Below are 18,468 nucleotides of genomic sequence, written 5' to 3' on the forward strand. Positions count from 1 at the left end.
AATCTCGAAGAAGAGGATCCCATGGCGAAGTATCGAGTGCAGAACCCCGCGACCGGCGAGATCGTCGAGACGTTCGAGGCCGCGACCGACGAGCAGATCGAGCAGACGCTCGCCGCTGCCGACTCCACCTACCGCGAGTGGCGCGAGTGCAGCGTGCAAGAGCGCGCCGCGGCCGTCAAGCGCGTGGCCGAGCTGTTCATCGAGCGCAAAGACGAGCTCGCGCGGCTCATCGCCGTCGAGATGGGCAAGTCGATCGCCGAGTCGCTCGACGAGGTCGAGTTCGCCGCGTCGATCATCGACTACTACGCCGTGTACGGGCCCGGCCTGATCACCGAGCACGAGATCCCGAGCACGATCCCCGGCAAGGCCGTCATCGAGCAGCTGCCCGTGGGCGCCCTGCTCGGCGTGATGCCGTGGAACTTCCCGTACTACCAGGTGGCGCGCTTCGCGGCGCCGAACCTCGTGCTCGGCAACACCATCATCCTGAAGCACGCCGACATCTGCGCGCGATCGGCCCTCACGATCCAAGAGATCATGGAGGAGGCCGGCGTTCCCGTCGGCGGCTACCAGAACGTGTTCGCCTCGCACGACCAGATCGCGACGATGATCGCCGATCCCCGGGTGCAGGGCGTCTCGCTCACCGGCTCCGAGCGGGCCGGCGCCATCATCGGCGCACAGGCCGGCACGCACCTGAAGAAGTGCGTGCTCGAACTCGGGGGCATCGACGCGATGGTCGTGCTCGACTCCGACGACGTCGCCGGTGTCGCGAAGGCGGCGTGGGACTTCCGCGTGTACAACGTCGGCCAGGTGTGCAACTCCAACAAGCGCCTCATCGTGATGGACGAGATCTACGACGAGTTCGTCGCAGAGCTCCGCCGCCTCGCCGACGGACTCGAGCCGGGCGACCAGCTGAACCTCGGCGACGGCCAGTACGTGCCGATGTCGAGCCGCGCCGCCGCCGAGACGGTGCACGCCCAGGTGCAGCAGGCCGTGGCCGAGGGCGCGACACTCGAAGCCGGCGGCGTACTCTCAGACGGCCCCGGCGCGTACTACTCGCCCGCCGTGCTCACGGGCGTGCCCCGCGACTCGGCGTCGTACCGCGAAGAGATGTTCGGCCCGGTCGCGACGGTCTACCGCGTGTACAGCGACCAAGAGGCGCTCGAGCTCGCCAACGACTGCGCGCTCGGCCTCGGCGGCTCGGTGTTCTCGACCGACGAGGCTCGTGCCGCGCGTCTCGCCTCGCGGCTCGAGGTCGGCATGACGCACGTCAACACGATCGCGGCCGAGGCGGCCGAGCTGCCCTTCGGCGGCGTCAAGCGCTCGGGCTTCGGGCGCGAGATGGGCCCGGTCGGCATCGGCGAGTTCGCCAACCGCCGCCTCTCGTTCGTCGCGAAGTAGCCGGGCTGAGCCCGGCACGGCGTTCGCGCCGGGCTCAGCCGCAGAACTCCCGAGGCACGCCGGCGACGCCCTGCACGCCGATGAGCACGACGGTGTCGTTCTCGGCCGTGCCGCATTTCACGCCGCCGCCGAGGCTCCGGTCGACGATGTCGGCGCCTCGGGCTCGATACGGAAGGTCAGCCCGAATCGCGTGAGCAGCTCGGGGCCGCCGGCGAGCACGACCGCGCCAGCACCCGATGCGTCGCCGGCGAGCGCCGCGCCGAGCGCCGCCGGGTCGAGCTGCAGCTCGAGCACCACCGACGGCACCGGCTCGAACACCGACCGACGCGGCTGCTGCAGCGCCCCAGGCCCGACAGGGGCGACGTCGAGCGTGCCGCCGACGACGATCGCCGAGACCGAGACGGGCTCCTGGCCTTCACCGGCCACGTGCAGCACGTACTCGGTCGCGGGCATCGACGCCGCGGCATCCGCTCGGAATGCGGCGCGCAAGGCGACCGCGAGCCCGTCGTGCGTGACCGACTCGCCCTCGGCCGGATCGCCGAGCACCGACCAGCCCCACCGGGCGAGGGCGATGACGACGGGTTCGAGGCCGAGCCCCAGGGCGGTGAGCTCGTACCCGCCGCGCACGGTGGGCACGCGGCGCACGACGCCCGCCTCTTGCAGCTCTTTCAGCCGGTCGCTCAGGATGTTGGTGGGGATGCGCGGCAGCCCCGCCTTCAGGTCGCCGTACCGGCGCGCGCCGACGAGCAGGTCGCGGACGATGAGCAGTGCCCATCGATCCCCGACCCGCTCGAGTGCACGTGCCACCCCGTCGTACTGACCGAAGCCGCGCGCGGCGCGTGTCGCCATGCGGTGCCGATCAGGCCGTGGCCGACGCGGCGCCCTGCTCGGCCAGGTACGCGTCGGGGCCCTTCTCGGCGGCGACCGGGTCCATGTAGAGGAATCCGAGGATGTTGCCGTCGGGGTCTTCGAGGTCGCGCGAGTACATGAAGCCGTAGTCTTGCGCGTCGCGCGGCTCGGTGCCGCCGGCCGCGAGCCCCTTGACGAGCACGGCGTCGACCTCGTCGCGCGAGTCGCGCGTGAACGAGATGAGCGTCTGCGCGAGCGTCGCGGGGTCGATGATCTGCTTGTCGGTGAAGGTGCCGAGGTACTCGCGCGTCACCACCATGAAGTAGATGTTCTCGTCGAGCACGACGCACGCGGCGTTCTCGTCGGTGAACATGGGGTTGATACTGAAGCCGAGCGCCTCGTAGAAGCTCTTGGCCCGCTCGAGGTCAGTGGTGGGCAGGTTCACGAAAATGCTGGTCGCGGTCATGATCGCCTCCGGTTCGTCGTGGTTGGTGGATGATTCGTGCTCAAGCTTGCTCTTTGCAAGTGCACTTGTCAATAGCAAGTAGACAGAATTTCCGCACGGCCGTCACGGCCGCCCCGTCAGCGCACGACGCTGCGCCGCACGAGCAGCGCGAGGTGCAACGCCGTGAGCGTCTCACCGTCGTCGAGGTCGGCGCCGAGCAGGTCGCCGATGAGCGCGAGCCGCTGATAGAACACCGAGCGAGACAGATGCGAAGCGGATGCCGCGGCCGTGCGATTGCCCGGGTGCGCGAGCACCGCGCCGAGCACGTCGAGCAGGTCGCCCTTGCGGGCGAGGTCGTAGTCGATGAGGGGTTCGAGCATGCGTTCCCCGTGCTCGAGCAGGCGGTGATCGTCGCGCAGCGCGGTCACGAGTCGCATGAGCGGGCGGTCGTCGGATCGCCGCAGCACGGGCCCCCGAGCCGCTCGGGCGCCGGGCCCGCGCGCGAGGTCGATCGCCTCCTGCACCGAACCGAGCAGCGCATCGAGCCCGCTCGCCTCCGAGCCGACCGACACCACGAGCCGGTCGAGCAGCGCCACGTCGCCGGCGACGAGGCCGGCCGCGAACGCCCGCGCCGTGGCGTCGTCGAAGCTCCGCGAAGCGGGCAACGACAGCACGACGATCGTGGCCGAGGGCGCGCTCTCGGGAGCGACCCCGGCGAGCGCGCGACCGCCGAGCTCGCGAGCCGCGGCATCCGCTGCCGCCGCCGTGACCGAGCCGCCGGTCACCACGACGCCGAAGAGCCGCGCGCCCTCGAGCGGCAGGCCGGCCGCTTCGATGCGCGCGGTGGCCGCCGGAAGCCCCGCGAACCGACCGTCGAGCAGCCCGTCGACGAGTCGCTGGCGGCCGATGCGCACCCACTCGTCGGCCACGCCGTCGGCGAGACGGCCCAGCGCGAGCGCGATCGCGCCCTGCTCGAGCACGCTCGTGCGACCCGCGGGGTGGGGCGGGCCGGGCAAGGCGATGAGGTGACCCCAGCGGATGCCGCGGGCCTCGACCGGCACGATGAGCCAGTCGTCCGCCGTGGCGGCGGCGCCGCGGGCGCGCTGCTGCTCGAGCGTGCGGTGCGCGTGCCGCGACCGCGTCTCCCAGCGGGAGAACAGCTCGACCTCTGCGGCGAGCGGCACCTCTGCCGCCACGACCTCGTGGGCCAGGTTCTCGAGCACGACCGCCGACCCGAGCGTCTGGGCGAGCTGCTGCACGATGAAGTCGGGGGGCGAGCCGCGCAGGGCGAGCGCCGTGAAGCGCTCGCGCACCTCGTCGCGGGCGCGAAGGGCCGCCGTCTGCACCGAGATGATGCGGCTGTGCACCGCCTCGGTGAGGGTGACGAACTTCACCTCGCGGTGCAGGGCGATGAGGGCGAGTCGGTGCTTGCGCGCAGCCGACTCGACCACGGCGGGCACGTAACGGTAGTGCACGCCGAGCTCGAGCACGAGCCCCGCGATGCCGGCGTCGACGAGTCCGCCGACGAAGGCCGCGAGCTCGTCGGGGTCGGTCGGCCACCCCGATCCGGTCGAGAGCAGCAGTTCGCCGCCGTTCAGCAGCCGGGCCACTCCTGCACTGTCGGAGACGTGGGCCCAGCGCACGTGCGCATCGAGCGAGTCGCCGCCCGAGAGCACCTCGGGGATGCCCTGCGCGACCGCGGGGATCGTGAGGATCTCGCGCACGGTCGGGAGTCCGTCGTCGGCCGGGCCGCCCACCGGACGGTTCGTCTGAATCGCCTCATCTTCGCGACGATCTGCCACCGGAGTCGCCTTTCTTCCTCTGTCATGCTTGGAAGCAACAGCCTAGTTGATGCCCGGGCAGACTGTCCGATGCCGGCACCGACATACCGCCGCATATCAGTGAAGGAACTGCCAATGAGCATCACCGAGACTCCCTCGACGCCCGACGTGCCCGTGATCGGGCACTGGGTCGACGGCGCGCTGCGCGCATCGGGCTCGGGGCGCACCGCCCCGGTCTACAACCCCGCCACCGGCGCCGTGCGCGCTCAGGTCGCACTCGCCGATCAGGCCGAGATCGACGCCGCGATCGCGTCGGCGCAGGCCGGCTTCGAGGTGTGGAGCGGCTTCTCGATCGCCAAGCGCCAGACCGTGCTGTTCTCGTTCCGCGAGCTGCTGAACTCGCGCAAGGGCGAGCTCGCGGCCATCATCACCGCCGAGCACGGCAAGGTGCTCTCCGACGCGATGGGCGAGATCGCACGCGGTCAAGAGGTCGTCGAGCTCGCCACCGGCTTCCCGCACCTGATCAAGGGCGCCTTCTCGGAGAACGCCTCGACCGGCATCGACGTGTACTCGCTGAAGCAGCCGCTCGGCGTCGTGGGCATCATCAGCCCGTTCAACTTCCCGGCCATGGTGCCGATGTGGTTCTTCCCCATCGCGATCGCCGCCGGCAACGCCGTCGTGCTCAAGCCGAGCGAGAAGGACCCGTCGGCCGCACTCTGGCTCGCCGAGCTCTGGAAGGAGGCCGGCCTGCCCGACGGCGTGTTCACCGTGCTGCAGGGCGACAAGCTCGCCGTCGACGGCCTGCTGACCTCGCCGGCAGTGCAGTCGATCTCGTTCGTCGGTTCGACCCCGATCGCCCAGTACATCTACGAGACCGCCTCGAAGCACGGCAAGCGCGTCCAGGCGCTCGGCGGCGCGAAGAACCACATGCTCGTGCTGCCCGACGCCGACCTCGACCTCGTCGCCGACCAGGCCGTCAACGCCGGCTACGGCGCCGCCGGCGAACGTTGCATGGCCATCTCGGTCGTGCTCGCCGTCGAGCCCGTCGCCGACGAGCTGATCGCCAAGATCACCGAGCGCATCGCGAAGCTCACGATCGGCAACGGTGCGGGCGTCGACGCCGGTGACGGCAAACTCAGTGAGCCCGACATGGGCCCGCTCATCACCGACGTGCACCGCGACAAGGTGTCGGGCTACGTCGACATCGCCGAGGCCGACGGCGCCACGATCGTCGTCGACGGCCGCGGCTGCTCGGTCGACGGCCACGAAGACGGCTTCTTCTTCGGCCCGACCCTGCTCGACAACGTGCCCACGACCTCGCGCGCCTACACCGAGGAGATCTTCGGCCCGGTGCTCTCGATCGTTCGCGTCGCCACCTACGACGAGGGCCTCGAGCTCATCAACTCGGGTCAGTTCGGCAATGGCACGGCGATCTTCACCAACGACGGCGGCGCCGCACGCCGCTTCCAGAACGAGGTGCAGGTCGGCATGATCGGCATCAACGTGCCGATCCCCGTGCCGGTCGCGTACCACTCGTTCGGTGGTTGGAAGCAGTCGCTGTTCGGCGACGCGAAGGCCTACGGCGTGCACGGCTTCGACTTCTTCACCCGCGAGAAGGCCATCACGAGCCGCTGGCTCGACCCGGCCACGCGCAGCGACTCCGCCCACGGCGGCATCAACCTGGGCTTCCCCCAGAACCACTGACCCATGTTCATTTTCAGGAGGGATCGGAGACTCGCATGACCGACACCATCACCCACGCGACCGAAACGCAGGCAGACGCGCAGGTCGACGCCGTCTACACCGACCGGCGCGGCGTCGTGCACTCGCTGCCCGACGCAGAGGCCGAGGCGCTCGTGCGCGCTGAGGACCGCGCGCACGTGTTCCACTCGTGGAGCGCGCAGGCGCTCATCGACCCGCTGCCGATCGCCGCGGGCGAGGGCTCGACGTTCTGGGACTACCAGGGCAACGCCTACCTCGACTTCTCGTCGCAGCTCGTGAACCTGAACCTCGGCCACCAGCACCCCGACCTCGTCGCCGCGATCCAGCAGCAGGCGGGTCGCCTCGCGACCATCCAGCCGTCGATGGCCTCGGATGTCCGCAGCGAGCTCGCCCGTCGCATCGCCGAGGTCGCCCCGGGCGACCTCGACAAGGTGTTCTTCACGAACGGCGGCGCCGACGCCAACGAGTACGCGGTGCGCATGGCGCGCGCCGTCACCGGTCGGCGCAAGGTGCTCTCGATGTACCGCAGCTACCACGGCGGCACCGCGACGGCCATCTCGCTCACGGGCGACCCGCGTCGCTGGGCGAACGAGCCCTCCGACGGCTCGGTCGCGCACTTCATGGGCCCGTACGCGTACCGCTCCTCGTTCCACTCGACCTCGGAGGCCGAAGAGACCGAGCGTGCGCTCGCCCACCTCGAGCAGCTCATCGTGCTCGAGGGCGCGGCGACGATCGCGGCGATCCTCATCGAGACGGTCGTCGGCACCAACGGCGTGCTCGTTCCGCCGGCCGGCTACCTGCCGGGCGTTCGCGCGCTGTGCGACAAGTACGGCATCGTCTACATCGCCGACGAGGTCATGGTCGGCTTCGGCCGCATCGGCGAGTGGTTCGCGGTCAACGCGTTCGACGTCGTGCCCGACCTGATCACCTTCGCGAAGGGCGTGAACTCGGGCTACGTGCCGCTCGGCGGCGTCGTGATCTCGCAGAAGATCGCCTCGCACTTCGACACCGTCTCGTTCCAGGGCGGCCTAACGTACTCGGGCCACCCGCTCGCGTGCGCCGCGGGCGTCGCGACGTTCGAGGTGTTCGAGCGCGACGGCATCCTCGAGCGCGTGCGCGACCTCGGTTCGCGCGTCGTCGAGCCGCGCCTGCGCGAGATCGCCGCGAAGCACCCGTCGGTCGGCGAGATCCGCGGCGCCGGGCTGTTCTGGGCGATCGAATTGGTGAAGGATGCCTCGACGCGCGAGCCGCTCGTGCCGTTCAACGCCGCCGGCGCCGACGCCGCCCCCATGGGTGCCGTCGCGGCCGCCTGCAAGCAGGCGGGGCTGTGGCCGTTCATCCACTTCAACCGCATGCACGTCGCACCACCGCTCGTCATCACCGAGGAGGAGCTCGTGCGCGGCCTCGACATCATCGACGAGGCACTGACCGTGGCAGACGGGTACGTCGTCTAGCCTGAATGCATGGACTCAGGGGCGACGCCCGGCGGCAGCGACCGACAGGCGTCACCCCTGAACCGGCACGCGTCACCCCTGGCCCGGCGCACGTTCCTGGCCGCCTCGCTCTCGGGCGTGGCCTCCCTCGCGCTCGCGGGCTGCACGTGGCCGAGCCCGAACCCGGCGCCCACGACCGCCGCGCCACCGAGCAGCGCACCCCCCACCTCGCCGGCTCCCTCGCACGGCGTGCCCACCCCCACGGCGATGCGCCGTTCGCGCTGGGGCGCCGATCCCTTCTCGCGCGGGTCGTTCAGTTTCGACTCGGTCGGCGGCACGTCCGAGCTGCGACGGGCGCTCGCCGAGCCCGTCGGCGGGCGCCTGATCATCGCCGGCGAAGCGACCGACCCCGAGCGGCACGGCACCCTCGAGGGCGCCCGCGCCTCGGGCGCACGGGCCGCCGCCGAGCTCACGCGGCTCGGCTCCCCCGGTGAGCGCGTGGCCGTCGTCGGCGCGGGCCTGGCCGGGTTGACTGCGGCCCGCGACCTCGTCGACGCGGGATTCGAGGTCGTCGTGATCGAGGCGCGCGACCGGTTGGGCGGGCGCATCCAGACGGTGGATGACGCGGGGTTCGACGCCCCGATCGAGCTGGGTGCCGTGTTCACGGGCGACGCCGCCGCCGTGGTCGACGCGCTGCACGAGGCATCCGTCGACACCGTGCCCTTCGTCGTCGAGGTCTCGGCGACGACACCCGCCGGTGTGCGCGTGCCGCTCGCGACGAGCGGCGCCGACGCCATCGCGACGGCGCAGCAGTGGGCCGCCGGCCAGCCCCGCGACGTGTCGCTCGCAGCCGCGCTCACCGGCTCGGGCGCGACGCCGCTGTCGGCAGTGCCCGACGCCTCGGGCGTGAGCCCCGCCGACTGGCTCGCGCATTCGATCAACAGCAGTGTGGCGCCGTCGACCGGGGCGATCACCTCGCAGATCTCGGCCGGCGGCTACGACCCCGCGTGGTCCGACGCGCTCGGAGCACTCGTCACCGGGCGGCTCGCCGACTACGTCGACGCGCTCGCGGCGCCGCTCGACATCGCGGTCTCGAGCGTCGTCACGAAGATCGCGCACGACGACGAACGGGTCAGCCTGCGGCTCGACTCGGGCGAGTCGCTCACGGTCGATCGCGCCGTCGTCACGGTGCCGCTCGGCGTGCTGAAGACCGACACCGTGCGGTTCAGCCCGTCGCTGCCGCTCATGCACCAGCGCGCGATCTCGCTGCTCGGCATGGGCGTGGTCGACACGGTGTGGCTGCGGTTCGAAGAGGCGTTCTGGCGAGCGGATGCCGCGGGGTCGCCGGAAATCGATGGGCTGACGCCAGGCCCGGCGCCGAACGTGCTCACCGTCGTCGGCGACGTCTCACCGGTGGCCGCCTGGATCGACGCCGGCCTCGACTCGGGCGAGCCGCTGCTGCTCGGCCTCATCGCTGCAGTGCAGGCGACTCGACTCGAGGGGCTCGACGATCAGGCGTTCGAGGCCGAGATGCTCGGCGCGCTTGCGCCCTTCGCCACAGCATCCGGTTGACCGCGACGAGCACCGCCGTCAGCGCCACGAAGATCACGACGACGAGCAGGCAGTAGAGGGCGACGCCGGCGGGCCCGCCGACCTGCGCCTCGTCGAGGAAGAAGTACGGGTACCACCCGAGGTCCGCTCCGCGGAACAGCGTGTACACGAGCCAGATCGAGGGGAAGACGAGCACCCAGCCGACGGTCGACCACGGCACGCGGGGGTTCACCGCCATGACGCTGTCGACCGACCAGGCGATGAGGGCGAGCGCGGGTACGACGAAGTGCAGCACGGTGTCGGACCAGGGCACCTCCATGCGATAGTCGCGAGTCGAGGCCTGCGCGACGATGACGCCGAAGACGATGCCCGAGACGAGCACGTAGATCGTCACCATCGTGCGGAGGATGCCGAGCCAGGCGGGGTCGCGCGGTGCGAACAGGGCGAACGCCGCCGCGATGCCGAGCGTCACGACCGCCGCGAACGCCGACTGCACGGTGAAGTAGCTGAAGAAGTTCGCGGTCGCGAAGAGCCTGAAGCCGAGCACGTACTGGAAGTTGCCGACGAGCGCCACGATCTCGAGCAGCGCGATCAGCACCCGGAAGACGCCGAGCGCCCGCCGCGACCGCCGCACCCGCTGCGCCTCGACCCGCTGCGCCTCGACGGCGCTGGTGCGTCGCGAGCGGGCCATGCTCCAACGCTAGCCGCACTCGATGGTCGGGGAGCTCAGTCGAGCGGCCGCAGGATCCGGTCGAGGAACCGCCGCGTGCGCTCCTGCGTCGGCTTCGTGAAGATGTCGCCGGGGGCGCCGCGCTCGACCACGACGCCGCCGTCCATGAAGAGCACCTCGTCGGCGACCTGCCTGGCGAAGCTGATCTCGTGCGTGACGACGACCATGGTCCAGCCCTCGTCGGCGAGCTCCTTGATGACCTGCAGCACCTCGCCCACGAGCTCGGGGTCGAGCGCGCTCGTCGGCTCGTCGAAGAGCAGCAGTTGCGGCTTCAGCGCGAGCGCCCGCACGATGCCGACGCGCTGCTGCTGCCCGCCCGAGAGCTCGAACGGGTAGGCGTCGCGCTTCTCGGCGAGTCCCACGCGATCGAGCAGAGCGGATGCCTCGGCGCCCGCCTGCGCCTTCGGCACCCGCTGCACGCGCACCGGCCCCTCGATGACGTTCTCGATGACCGTCATGTGCGGGAAGAGATTGTGCTGCTGGAAGACCATCGCCGAGCGGTCGCGGAGTGCGAAGCGCTGGGCCTTCGAGACGGGCGCGGCGAAGTCGATGACCGGCCCGCCCGCGAAGTCGATCGTGCCGCCATCGGGCGTCTCGAGTCCGTTGAGCGAGCGCAGCACGGTCGTCTTGCCCGAGCCGCTCGGCCCGATGAGCACGACGACCTCGCCGCGCCGCACCTCGAGGTCGATCGAACGCAGCACCTCGTTGTCGCCGAACGACTTGCGGAGGCCCCGGGCCGACAGCAGCACCGAGTCATCCGGTGCCGCTGCAGGGGTGAGCGGATCAGTGTGCGACATAGCGGTCCAGCCTCTTCTCGATGAGCCCCTGCCCGCCCGAGAGCACGAGGCAGAACAGCCAGTAGATGAGCGCCGCCTCGAGGTAGAGCAGCATGAACTCCTGGCTGAACGCCGCGATCTGCTGCGACACGCGGAACAGCTCGGTCACGAGGATGAGCGAGGCGAGCGAGGTGTCCTTCACGAGCGAGATGAAGGTGTTCGACAGCGGCGGCACCGAGACCCGGGCCGCTTGCGGCAGGATGACGCGGCGCAAGGTCGTGGCATGGGACATGCCGATCGTGAACCCCGCCTCCCATTGGCCCTTCGGCACCGAGAGGATCGCCGCGCGGATGACCTCGGCGCCGTAGCCGCCGACGTTCAGCGAGAACGCGATGATCGCGCTCGGCCACGGGTCGATGACGAGCCCGATCGACGGCAGCCCGTAGAAGATCACGAAGAGCTGCACGAGCAGGGGCGTGCCGCGGATCACCGAGATGTAGAACCGGGCGATGCCCGACACGACCCGGTTCTTCGACAACCGCATGAGTGCGGTGCCGAGCGCGAGCACGAGGCCGATCGCGAACGAGGCGAGGGCGAGCGGAATCGTGCCCGTCAACCCGCCGAGCACGATCGGCCAGAACGAATCGAGGAACAGCTGCCAGCCGCTCATGCCTCACCGCCTTCTTACTACCGCCGAGTGTTAACGTTCCATGCCGAAACGTACCGCTCCGGCCGCCGCCCTGGGCGCCAACGTCAACACTCGGCGGAGAACCTACTCGGAGACGTCGGCGCCGAAGTACTTCTGGCCGAGTTCGGCGAGCACGCCCTCGGCGCGGAGTTCGGCGAGCGCGCCGTCGACGGCGGCGACGAGGTCGGTCTTGTCTTTCGTGAAGGCGAGCGCGCTGAGCGAGGGGTCGTCGGTCTCGGCGGCGACCGCGAGGCCCGACTGGCCGTTGGTCTTCACGTAGTCGAGGTAGGTGAGCTCGTCGTTGACGGTCGCGTCGACGCGACCCTGTTCGAGCAGCGCGACGGCCTGGGCCCAGCCCTCGACGGCCTCGACGTTCGCGCCCGACTCCTGCGCGAGCGTGTACCAGTTGCTCGTGAGCGACTGCGCGGTCGTCTTGCCGGCGAGGTCGGCGAAGCTCGAGATCGAGGTGTCGCCCTCTTTCACGACGATGACGCCCGGCGAGACGGTGTACGGCTCGCTGAAGAGGTACTGCTCTTCACGCTCGGGATTGATCGACACCTGGTTCGCGATGACGTCGAAGCGCCCGGCGTCGAGGCCGGCGAAGATCGCGTCCCACTGGGTCTCTTGGAACTCGATCTCGAGGCCGAGCTTGTCGGCCACCGCCTCGGCGAGTTCGACGTCGTAGCCGACGAGATCGCCCGAGCCGTCTTCGTGGAAGCTGAACGGACGGTACGTGCCCTCGGTCGCGACCGTGAGGGTGCCCGCCTTCACGAGTCCGAACTCGTTGTCGCCGGACGCGCCGCTCGCCGCATCGCTCGAGGCCGGAGTGCCGGCCGAGCAGGCGGCGAGGGCGACGACGGCGACGGATGCCGCGGCGAGGCCGAGCAGGGTGCGGAAGCGAGGTGCGCGAGTCATGTGGAGCTCCGTTCGTGGGAGTGCTGCGGCTGCGTGTGTGCATGCGCATGCGGTGCAGGCGGCGCGGGGTGTTGCGCTTAAATCGAGTCCACCACGACCGCGCCCGAGACGAAAACGGCGTTACCCTGCGTTGCGTTCCGGGGCGTCGCCGACGTCGGAGTCGACGCCCGCTCAGAACGCGTTGAGGCCCGTGAGCTCCCGCCCGAGGATCAACTGGTGGATCTCGTCGGTGCCCTCGTAGGTGCGAACCGACTCGAGGTTCGCGGCGTGCCGCATGACGGGCCACGCGTTCGTGATGCCGTCGCCGGCGAGGATCGCCCGCGCCTCGTGTGCGATCGCGAGCGCCTCGCGCACGCTGTTGAGCTTGCCGACCGAGATCTGCGCGGGCGTGAGTGCGCCGCGCTCCTTCAGGCGCCCGAGGTGCAGGGCGAGGAGGATGCCCTTCTCGACCTCGAGGAACATGTCGGCGAGCTTCGCCTGGATCAGCTGGTTCGCACCGATCGGCTTGCCGAACACCTCGCGGGAGGTCGAACGCGAGATCGCGGCCTCGAGGCACGAACGCGCTGCGCCCATGGCGCCCCACACGATGCCGTAGCGCGCCTCGTTCAGGCAGCCGAACGGGCCGCTCAGCCCGCGGGCGCCCGGCAGGATCGCGCCGGCGCCGACCCGCACGCCGTCGAGCGAGATGTCGCACTGCACCGAGGCGCGCATCGAGAGCTTGCCGTCGATCGGCGTCGCCGTGAAGCCCGGCGTTCCGGTCGGCACGAGGAACCCGCGGACACTGCTCCCTGAGCCTGTCGAAGGGCGCCCTTCGACAGGCTCAGGGAGTGAACCGTCGTCGACCTTCGCCCAGACCACGGCGACGTCGGCGAGCGAGGCGAGCCCGATCCAGCGCTTGGCGCCGTCGATCACCCAGCCGTCGCCGTCGCGGCGCGCGGTCGTCGTCATGCCCGCGGGGTCGGAGCCGCCCTGGGGCTCGGTGAGGGCGAAGCACCCGATGAGGTCGCCGGCGGCCATGCCCGGCAGCCACTGCTGCTTCTGCTCCTCGGAGCCGTACTTGTGGATCGCGCTCATCGCGAGCGAGCCCTGCACCGACACGAAGGTGCGCCAACCGCTGTCGGCGGCCTCGAGCTCGAGGCACACGAGGCCGTACGAGACGGCGCCGGCCCCGCGGCATCCGTACCCCTGCAGGTGCATGCCGAGGAAGCCCAGCTCGCCGAGCTCCTTCACGAACTCGCGGCGGAAGTGCTTGGCCTCGAAATCCTCCTCGATGACCGGCAGGATCCGCTCCTGCGCGAAGGCGCGGGCCTTCAGCTGCCACTCGCGCTCCTCGGCGCTGAGCAGCGCGTCGAGGTCGAACACGGCGTCGATCGAGGGTGCGTGGGTCACGGCTGCGGTCCTTTCGATGGGGTGGATGTCGCGGGGTGCCAGTCGGCGCCGGCGTGCTCGTCGAGCGCGGGCGGCGGGGTGCGGTAGGCGGCGGGGCTCGCCGAGAGGCCGATGGGGTTGGCGACCGTGCGGCTCGCGACGCTCTCGGCTCTGAAGGTGTCGAAGCCGATCTCGGCCACGGGTTCGAGGCCGAGCGCCTCGGCGAACGCGATCGCCTCGGCCACGTCGTTCACGAGTCCCGCGGGCACGCCGACCTCGGTGAGCGCATCGACCCAGTGCGCAGCGGATGCCGCGGCGAGCCGCCGCTCGATGAGCGCCGTGAGCTCGGCGCGATGCGCGACCCGGTCGACGTTGCCCGCGAAGCGTGGATCGTCGAATCCGGTCGGGTGGTCGAGTGGGTTCGCCAGGGCCGTATCGAGACCCTCGGACAGGGGCGCGTCGAGCACCGCGGCGAGCGCCCGGAACTGCTTGTCGTTGCCGACGGCGATCACGAGTTCGCGATCGGCCGCGTGGAACACGGCGTACGGCGCGATGCTCGGGTGCGCGTTGCCGAGACGCCGCGGCGGGCTGCCCGTCGCGAGCGTCGACGCGGCCTGGTTCGTGAGCGCCGAGAGCAGCACCTGCAGGAGGTTGACCTCGACGCGCTGGCCGAGCCCCGTGCGGTCGCGCTCACGCAGCGCGAGCAGGATTCCGGCGACCGCGCTCTGCCCGGTGAGCACGTCGACGAGGGCGACGCCGGCCTTCGCGGGCTCGCCGTCGACGGCGCCCGTGATCGACATGAGCCCGCCGACCGCCTGTACGAGCAGGTCGTAGCCCGCGAGCGCGGCGCCCTCTCCCGTGCCGAATCCCGTGATCGAGCAGTAGACGACGCCGGGGTTCGACTCACGCACCGACTCGTACGAGAGCCCGAAGCGATCCATCACCCCTGGGCGGAAGTTCTCGATGACCACGTCGGCCGAACCCGCGAGGCGGCGGGCCTCGGCCAGCCCCGCGGCATCCGTCAGGTCGAGTGCGACCGATCGCTTGTTGCGGTTGACGCTGCCGAAATACGTGGACTGCCCGGTCGCGTCGACCGGCGGGCGCCAGTGCCGGGTGTCGTCGCCGGCCGGCGGCTCGATCTTCACGACATCGGCGCCGAAGTCGGCGAGCATCATCGTCGCGTAGGGGCCGGCGAGCACCCGCGAGAAGTCGGCGACGCGCACGCCCGAGAGCACGCCCGCGGGCTCCACCACTGGCTCCTCGTCGACCCGTCGCTCGCGCATCCCATCCGCCTTCGCATGTCGGCGGCCCGGCGGCCGCTCAATCATCCTATATCGCTTCTTTTTCGAACCGCTCGACCCGGCCGCGCTCGACTAGCCTGAACGCATGGAGTCGAGGGTGGGGCCGGGTGCGCGCGAAGCCGTGTTCGCACAGCTCGCCGACACCGGCCGCGCCGAGCAGGTCGCGCAGCGCCTCACCGACGGTATCGTGCTCGGGGTGCTCGGAGCCGGCGAACGCCTGCCGAGCGAACCCGAACTCGCCCGCCGCTTCGGCGTCGCCCTCATCACCGTGCGCGAGGGCCTCGGGATCCTGCGCGAAGCCGGGCTCGTCGCGACCCGACGCGGACGCGAGGGCGGCAGCTTCGTCGTCGCCGACGACGCCGACCACCACTCGCTCATCACCGCGCGACTCCGCGGACTCGCCCAGGTCGAACTCAGCGACATGGCCGTCTACTTCGGCGCGATCCTCGCGGGCATCGCCGAACGCGCCGCCGAGCGCGCATCCGCCGGAGATGCCGAGCGCCTCGCAGCATGGCTGGCCGCGGCGGACTTCGGCACCGCGGCATCCGCTCGCACCAATCAGGGCGGCTTCTTCCTCGAGGTCGCCGTGCTCAGCCAATCGGCCCGGCTGGTCCGCGAGCAGATCCGGCTGCAAGCGGAGTTCGGCCCGCTCCTGCTGCTCGGCCTCGACAACCAGGAGCGACGAGCGGATGCCGCGGCGCTCGATCGCCGCATCGTGCGCGCCATCGCCGCCCGGCGGCCGGCCGATGCACGCGCATCCGCCGGCGATCTCGTGGGCGGCCTCTCGGTGCCGCTGCTCGCGGCGAAGGCCAGGATCGAACGGGGAGACGCTCTCGATGAGCCGGTCAGCGCCTGACGTCGCCGCCGCGGTCGGCGCCGTGTTCACGAGCGTCTTCGACCAGCTCGCCGCGTGGCGCACTCCGATCGAGCGGCTCATCGGCGGCGCACCCGACGTGCGCCCCGCCGCCCTCGACACCGTCGTCTCGGAGCTCGTGCTCCCCCGCCTCACCGAGCCCGACCCGCTGCTGGTCGGCGCCGGATTCATCGCCGACGGCGAGATCGTGCACGGCCGCGACGTGCACTTCGCGTGGTGGCTCGGCCCGCTCGACGCCAACCCCGTGCTCGGCTCGACGACCGAGCCGAGCCGGCTCGATCTCACCACTCGGGGGTACACCGAGTACCTCCGCGACTTCAGGGCGCTCGAGTGGTACCGCATCCCCGCGACGACCCGGCACGCGCACGTCACCGGCCCCTACGTCGACCACCTCTGCACGTGCGACTACATCCTGACGATGACGATGCCCGTGCACGCCACGGGCGGCCCGGGCGGCACGCGCATGGTCGGCGTCATCGGCGCCGACGTCTCGGTGCGCCGACTCGAGAGCGAGCTCCTCGCCGCGTTCCTCGATGTGCCGACGCCGCTCGCACTCGTGAACGACGAGGGCCGTGTCGTGCTGTCCACCGAGCCGACGCTGCAGGTGGGCCAGCTGACCGACCCCGGCGGCCCCGGCGAGCCGTGCCCGGGCATGCCGCTGCGGGTGCTCGTCGACCCTGCGGCATCCGGGTCGATTCGAATCATCCGCTGATATATCTTTGAAGGCGAGCGTATGCACGGCGGCAGACGAACTCTGGCGCGAGTGCAGTGAGTGCACCCGAGAAGGAGAACCCCATGAGCTATGCCGTGATCAACCCCGCAACCGGTGAGACGGTCGAGTCCTTCGACACGATCTCCGACGAAGCGCTGCAGGCCGCCATCGCGAAGGCCACCGAGACGCACCGCACGTGGTCGAAGAACTCGACCGTCGCCGAGCGTGCCGCGCTCATCCGCCGCGTCGCCGAACTGCACAACGAGCGCGCCCAGGAGCTCGGCGAGATCATCGTGCGCGAGATGGGCAAACCCATCGAGCAGGCCGTGGGCGAGGTCGAATTCGCCGCGGCGATCTACGAGTACTACGCCGACAACGCCGAGTCGCTGCTGGCCGACGAGCAGATCGAGCTGCTGGCCGGCGAGGGTTCCGCTCTCATCCGCCGCTCCTCGCTCGGCCCGCTGCTCGGCATCATGCCGTGGAACTTCCCGTTCTACCAGGTCGCCCGCTTCGCCGGCCCGAACCTCATCATCGGCAACACGATCCTCTTGAAGCATGCCGAGCAGTGCCCCGAGTCGTCCGCCGCGATGGAGCAGATCTTCCTCGACGCCGGGTTCCCAGAGGGCGCATACATCAACATCTACGCCTCGCACGACCAGATCGCGCAGGTCATCGCCGACCCGCGCGTGCAGGGCGTCTCGCTGACGGGCTCCGAGCGCGCCGGCGCCGCGATCGCCGAGATCGCCGGGCGTCACCTGAAGAAGGTCGTGCTCGAGCTCGGCGGTTCCGACCCGTTCATCCTGCTCTCGACCGACGACCTCGACGCCACGGTCGGCGCCGCCGTCTTCGCCCGCGTCGACAACAACGGCCAGGCGTGCAACGCGGCCAAGCGCTTCATCGTCGTCGAAGAGCTCTACGAGCCCTTCCTCGAGAAGTTCACGGCCGCGATGAGCGAGGTCGTCGAGGGCGACCCCGCCCAGGCCGGCACGGCACTCGGCCCGCTCTCGTCGGCCAAGGCCGCCGACGGGCTCGCCGAGCAGGTCGAGCGCGCCGTCGCACAGGGCGCCACGCTCCACTCGGGCGGCCAGAAGAACGGCAACTACTACTCGGCCACGATCCTCACCGACGTCAAGCCCGGCTCCGACGCCTTCCACGAGGAGTTCTTCGGCCCGGTCGCGCAGGTGTTCAAGGTCGCCGACGAGGCCGCGGCGATCGAGCTCGCGAACGACACGCCGTTCGGCCTGGGCTCCTACGTCTTCACGACCGACTCCGAGCAGGCGCTGCGCGTCGCCGACCGGATCGAGGCCGGCATGGTCTTCGTGAACGTCGTCGGGGCCGACGGCGCCGAGCTGCCCTTCGGCGGCGTCAAGCGCTCGGGCTCGGGCCGCGAGCTCGGCCGCTTCGGCGCCGACGAGTTCGTCAACAAGAAGATGATCCGCATCGGCTGATCACCGCGAACGCGCACTGATCGGATGCCCCGGGGCCCTGCCCCGGGGCATCCGGCGCGCCGCCCTGAGCCTGTCGAAGGGTCTCAGCGCGGCTTCCGTTCGTCGATCTCGTCGCGGCGCAACAGCACGATACGGTCGACGAGCGAGTCGGGCAGCGGCTGCTCGGGCGTGAACCTGATGGTGCCCTTCGACCACGAGTACCCTTCGAGCTCCGCCGAGACGGCTTCGATGACGGGCGGACTGTAGGGGTAGAGCCCGATGTGCGCCTTCGCCTTCATGATGCTGAGCAGCGGTGAATCCCGGTACCGCAACGCCGGCATGCCGTAGCTCACCCCCTCGACCGCGTCGGGCACGAGCGCGACCGCCCTCGCCCTGATGCGTTCCATGACGTCGCGCTCGGGTGCGTCGAGCCCGGCGATGTAGTCGCTCACTTCCCCCATGGTCGCCATGGTACGCCGAGCGGATGCCGCGGCATCC

Annotated in this window: 17 protein-coding genes; 7 read left to right on the forward strand and 10 right to left on the reverse strand. The window is 70.7% G+C overall.

The window, feature by feature from the left end; genetic code table 11:
* Positions 1-21: 21 nt before the first annotated feature.
* Entirely contained in the window at positions 22-1,398 is a 1,377-nt protein-coding gene (locus tag ACWGST_RS07870; protein ID WP_452046112.1) for an NAD-dependent succinate-semialdehyde dehydrogenase, read from the forward strand.
* Positions 1,399-1,515: 117 nt separating this feature from the next.
* Here ACWGST_RS07870 and ACWGST_RS07875 read toward each other — a convergent pair whose 3' ends face one another.
* From ACWGST_RS07875 to ACWGST_RS07885, 3 genes are all read right to left on the reverse strand, one after another.
* The gene (locus ACWGST_RS07875) at positions 1,516-2,247 is read right to left on the reverse strand and encodes a winged helix-turn-helix transcriptional regulator (RefSeq protein ID WP_452046113.1); all 732 of its coding nucleotides are present in this window, start codon (positions 2,245-2,247) and stop codon (positions 1,516-1,518) included.
* A gap of 10 nt (positions 2,248-2,257) precedes the next feature.
* Positions 2,258-2,713, reverse strand: coding sequence for a VOC family protein (locus ACWGST_RS07880; protein WP_452046114.1), 456 nt, complete (start codon positions 2,711-2,713; stop codon positions 2,258-2,260).
* Between the two features lie 116 nt (positions 2,714-2,829).
* Complete coding sequence (locus ACWGST_RS07885) at positions 2,830-4,494, reverse strand: PucR family transcriptional regulator (RefSeq protein ID WP_452046115.1); 1,665 nt, start codon at positions 4,492-4,494, stop codon at positions 2,830-2,832.
* Between the two features lie 114 nt (positions 4,495-4,608).
* On the opposite strand from ACWGST_RS07885, the gene ACWGST_RS07890 reads away from it, so the two are divergent.
* The 3 genes from ACWGST_RS07890 to ACWGST_RS07900 are packed head-to-tail and all read left to right on the forward strand — an operon-like array spanning position 4,609 to position 9,200.
* Positions 4,609-6,177: a CoA-acylating methylmalonate-semialdehyde dehydrogenase gene (locus tag ACWGST_RS07890; RefSeq protein ID WP_452046116.1), complete on the forward strand. Its 1,569-nt coding sequence runs from the start codon at positions 4,609-4,611 to the stop codon at positions 6,175-6,177.
* Between the two features lie 35 nt (positions 6,178-6,212).
* Complete coding sequence (locus ACWGST_RS07895; protein WP_452046117.1) at positions 6,213-7,649, forward strand: aminotransferase class III-fold pyridoxal phosphate-dependent enzyme; 1,437 nt, start codon at positions 6,213-6,215, stop codon at positions 7,647-7,649.
* Positions 7,650-7,658: 9 nt separating this feature from the next.
* Positions 7,659-9,200, forward strand: a complete 1,542-nt coding sequence (locus ACWGST_RS07900; RefSeq protein ID WP_452046118.1) for an FAD-dependent oxidoreductase — start codon at positions 7,659-7,661, stop codon at positions 9,198-9,200.
* Here the strand turns inward: ACWGST_RS07900 and ACWGST_RS07905 are convergent.
* The 6 genes from ACWGST_RS07905 to ACWGST_RS07930 all read right to left on the reverse strand — a co-directional run bounded on the left by ACWGST_RS07905 (position 9,097) and on the right by ACWGST_RS07930 (position 14,939).
* Entirely contained in the window at positions 9,097-9,870 is a 774-nt protein-coding gene (locus ACWGST_RS07905) for a Pr6Pr family membrane protein (protein ID WP_452046119.1), read from the reverse strand. The genes ACWGST_RS07900 and ACWGST_RS07905 overlap by 104 nt on opposite strands.
* A gap of 35 nt (positions 9,871-9,905) precedes the next feature.
* Entirely contained in the window at positions 9,906-10,706 is an 801-nt protein-coding gene (locus ACWGST_RS07910) for an amino acid ABC transporter ATP-binding protein (RefSeq protein ID WP_452046120.1), read from the reverse strand.
* Positions 10,693-11,355, reverse strand: coding sequence for an amino acid ABC transporter permease (locus tag ACWGST_RS07915; protein ID WP_452046121.1), 663 nt, complete (start codon positions 11,353-11,355; stop codon positions 10,693-10,695). Before ACWGST_RS07915 ends, ACWGST_RS07910 begins: the two co-directional genes overlap by 14 nt.
* Positions 11,356-11,457: 102 nt before the next feature.
* Positions 11,458-12,288, reverse strand: coding sequence for an amino acid ABC transporter substrate-binding protein (locus ACWGST_RS07920; RefSeq protein ID WP_452046122.1), 831 nt, complete (start codon positions 12,286-12,288; stop codon positions 11,458-11,460).
* A gap of 171 nt (positions 12,289-12,459) precedes the next feature.
* Positions 12,460-13,677 (reverse strand): acyl-CoA dehydrogenase family protein, encoded by a 1,218-nt coding sequence (locus ACWGST_RS07925; protein WP_452046123.1) that lies wholly within the window; start codon positions 13,675-13,677, stop codon positions 12,460-12,462.
* Positions 13,674-14,939: a CaiB/BaiF CoA transferase family protein gene (locus ACWGST_RS07930; RefSeq protein WP_452046124.1), complete on the reverse strand. Its 1,266-nt coding sequence runs from the start codon at positions 14,937-14,939 to the stop codon at positions 13,674-13,676. The genes ACWGST_RS07925 and ACWGST_RS07930 overlap by 4 nt, the downstream gene beginning before the upstream one ends.
* A gap of 103 nt (positions 14,940-15,042) precedes the next feature.
* On the opposite strand from ACWGST_RS07930, the gene ACWGST_RS07935 reads away from it, so the two are divergent.
* The 3 genes from ACWGST_RS07935 to ACWGST_RS07945 all read left to right on the forward strand — a co-directional run bounded on the left by ACWGST_RS07935 (position 15,043) and on the right by ACWGST_RS07945 (position 17,991).
* Positions 15,043-15,813, forward strand: coding sequence for a GntR family transcriptional regulator (locus tag ACWGST_RS07935; protein WP_452046125.1), 771 nt, complete (start codon positions 15,043-15,045; stop codon positions 15,811-15,813).
* Positions 15,794-16,543, forward strand: coding sequence for a cache domain-containing protein (locus tag ACWGST_RS07940; RefSeq protein ID WP_452046126.1), 750 nt, complete (start codon positions 15,794-15,796; stop codon positions 16,541-16,543). Before ACWGST_RS07935 ends, ACWGST_RS07940 begins: the two co-directional genes overlap by 20 nt.
* A gap of 83 nt (positions 16,544-16,626) precedes the next feature.
* Positions 16,627-17,991 carry an NAD-dependent succinate-semialdehyde dehydrogenase gene (locus tag ACWGST_RS07945; RefSeq protein ID WP_452046127.1) on the forward strand — a complete coding sequence of 455 codons (1,365 nt, stop codon included), beginning with the start codon at positions 16,627-16,629 and terminating at the stop codon, positions 17,989-17,991.
* A gap of 83 nt (positions 17,992-18,074) precedes the next feature.
* Here ACWGST_RS07945 and ACWGST_RS07950 read toward each other — a convergent pair whose 3' ends face one another.
* Positions 18,075-18,431, reverse strand: coding sequence for an iron chaperone (locus ACWGST_RS07950; protein ID WP_452046128.1), 357 nt, complete (start codon positions 18,429-18,431; stop codon positions 18,075-18,077).
* Between the last annotated feature and the right edge of the window lie 37 nt (positions 18,432-18,468).

Source organism: Agromyces sp. NPDC055520 (assembly GCF_053619715.1).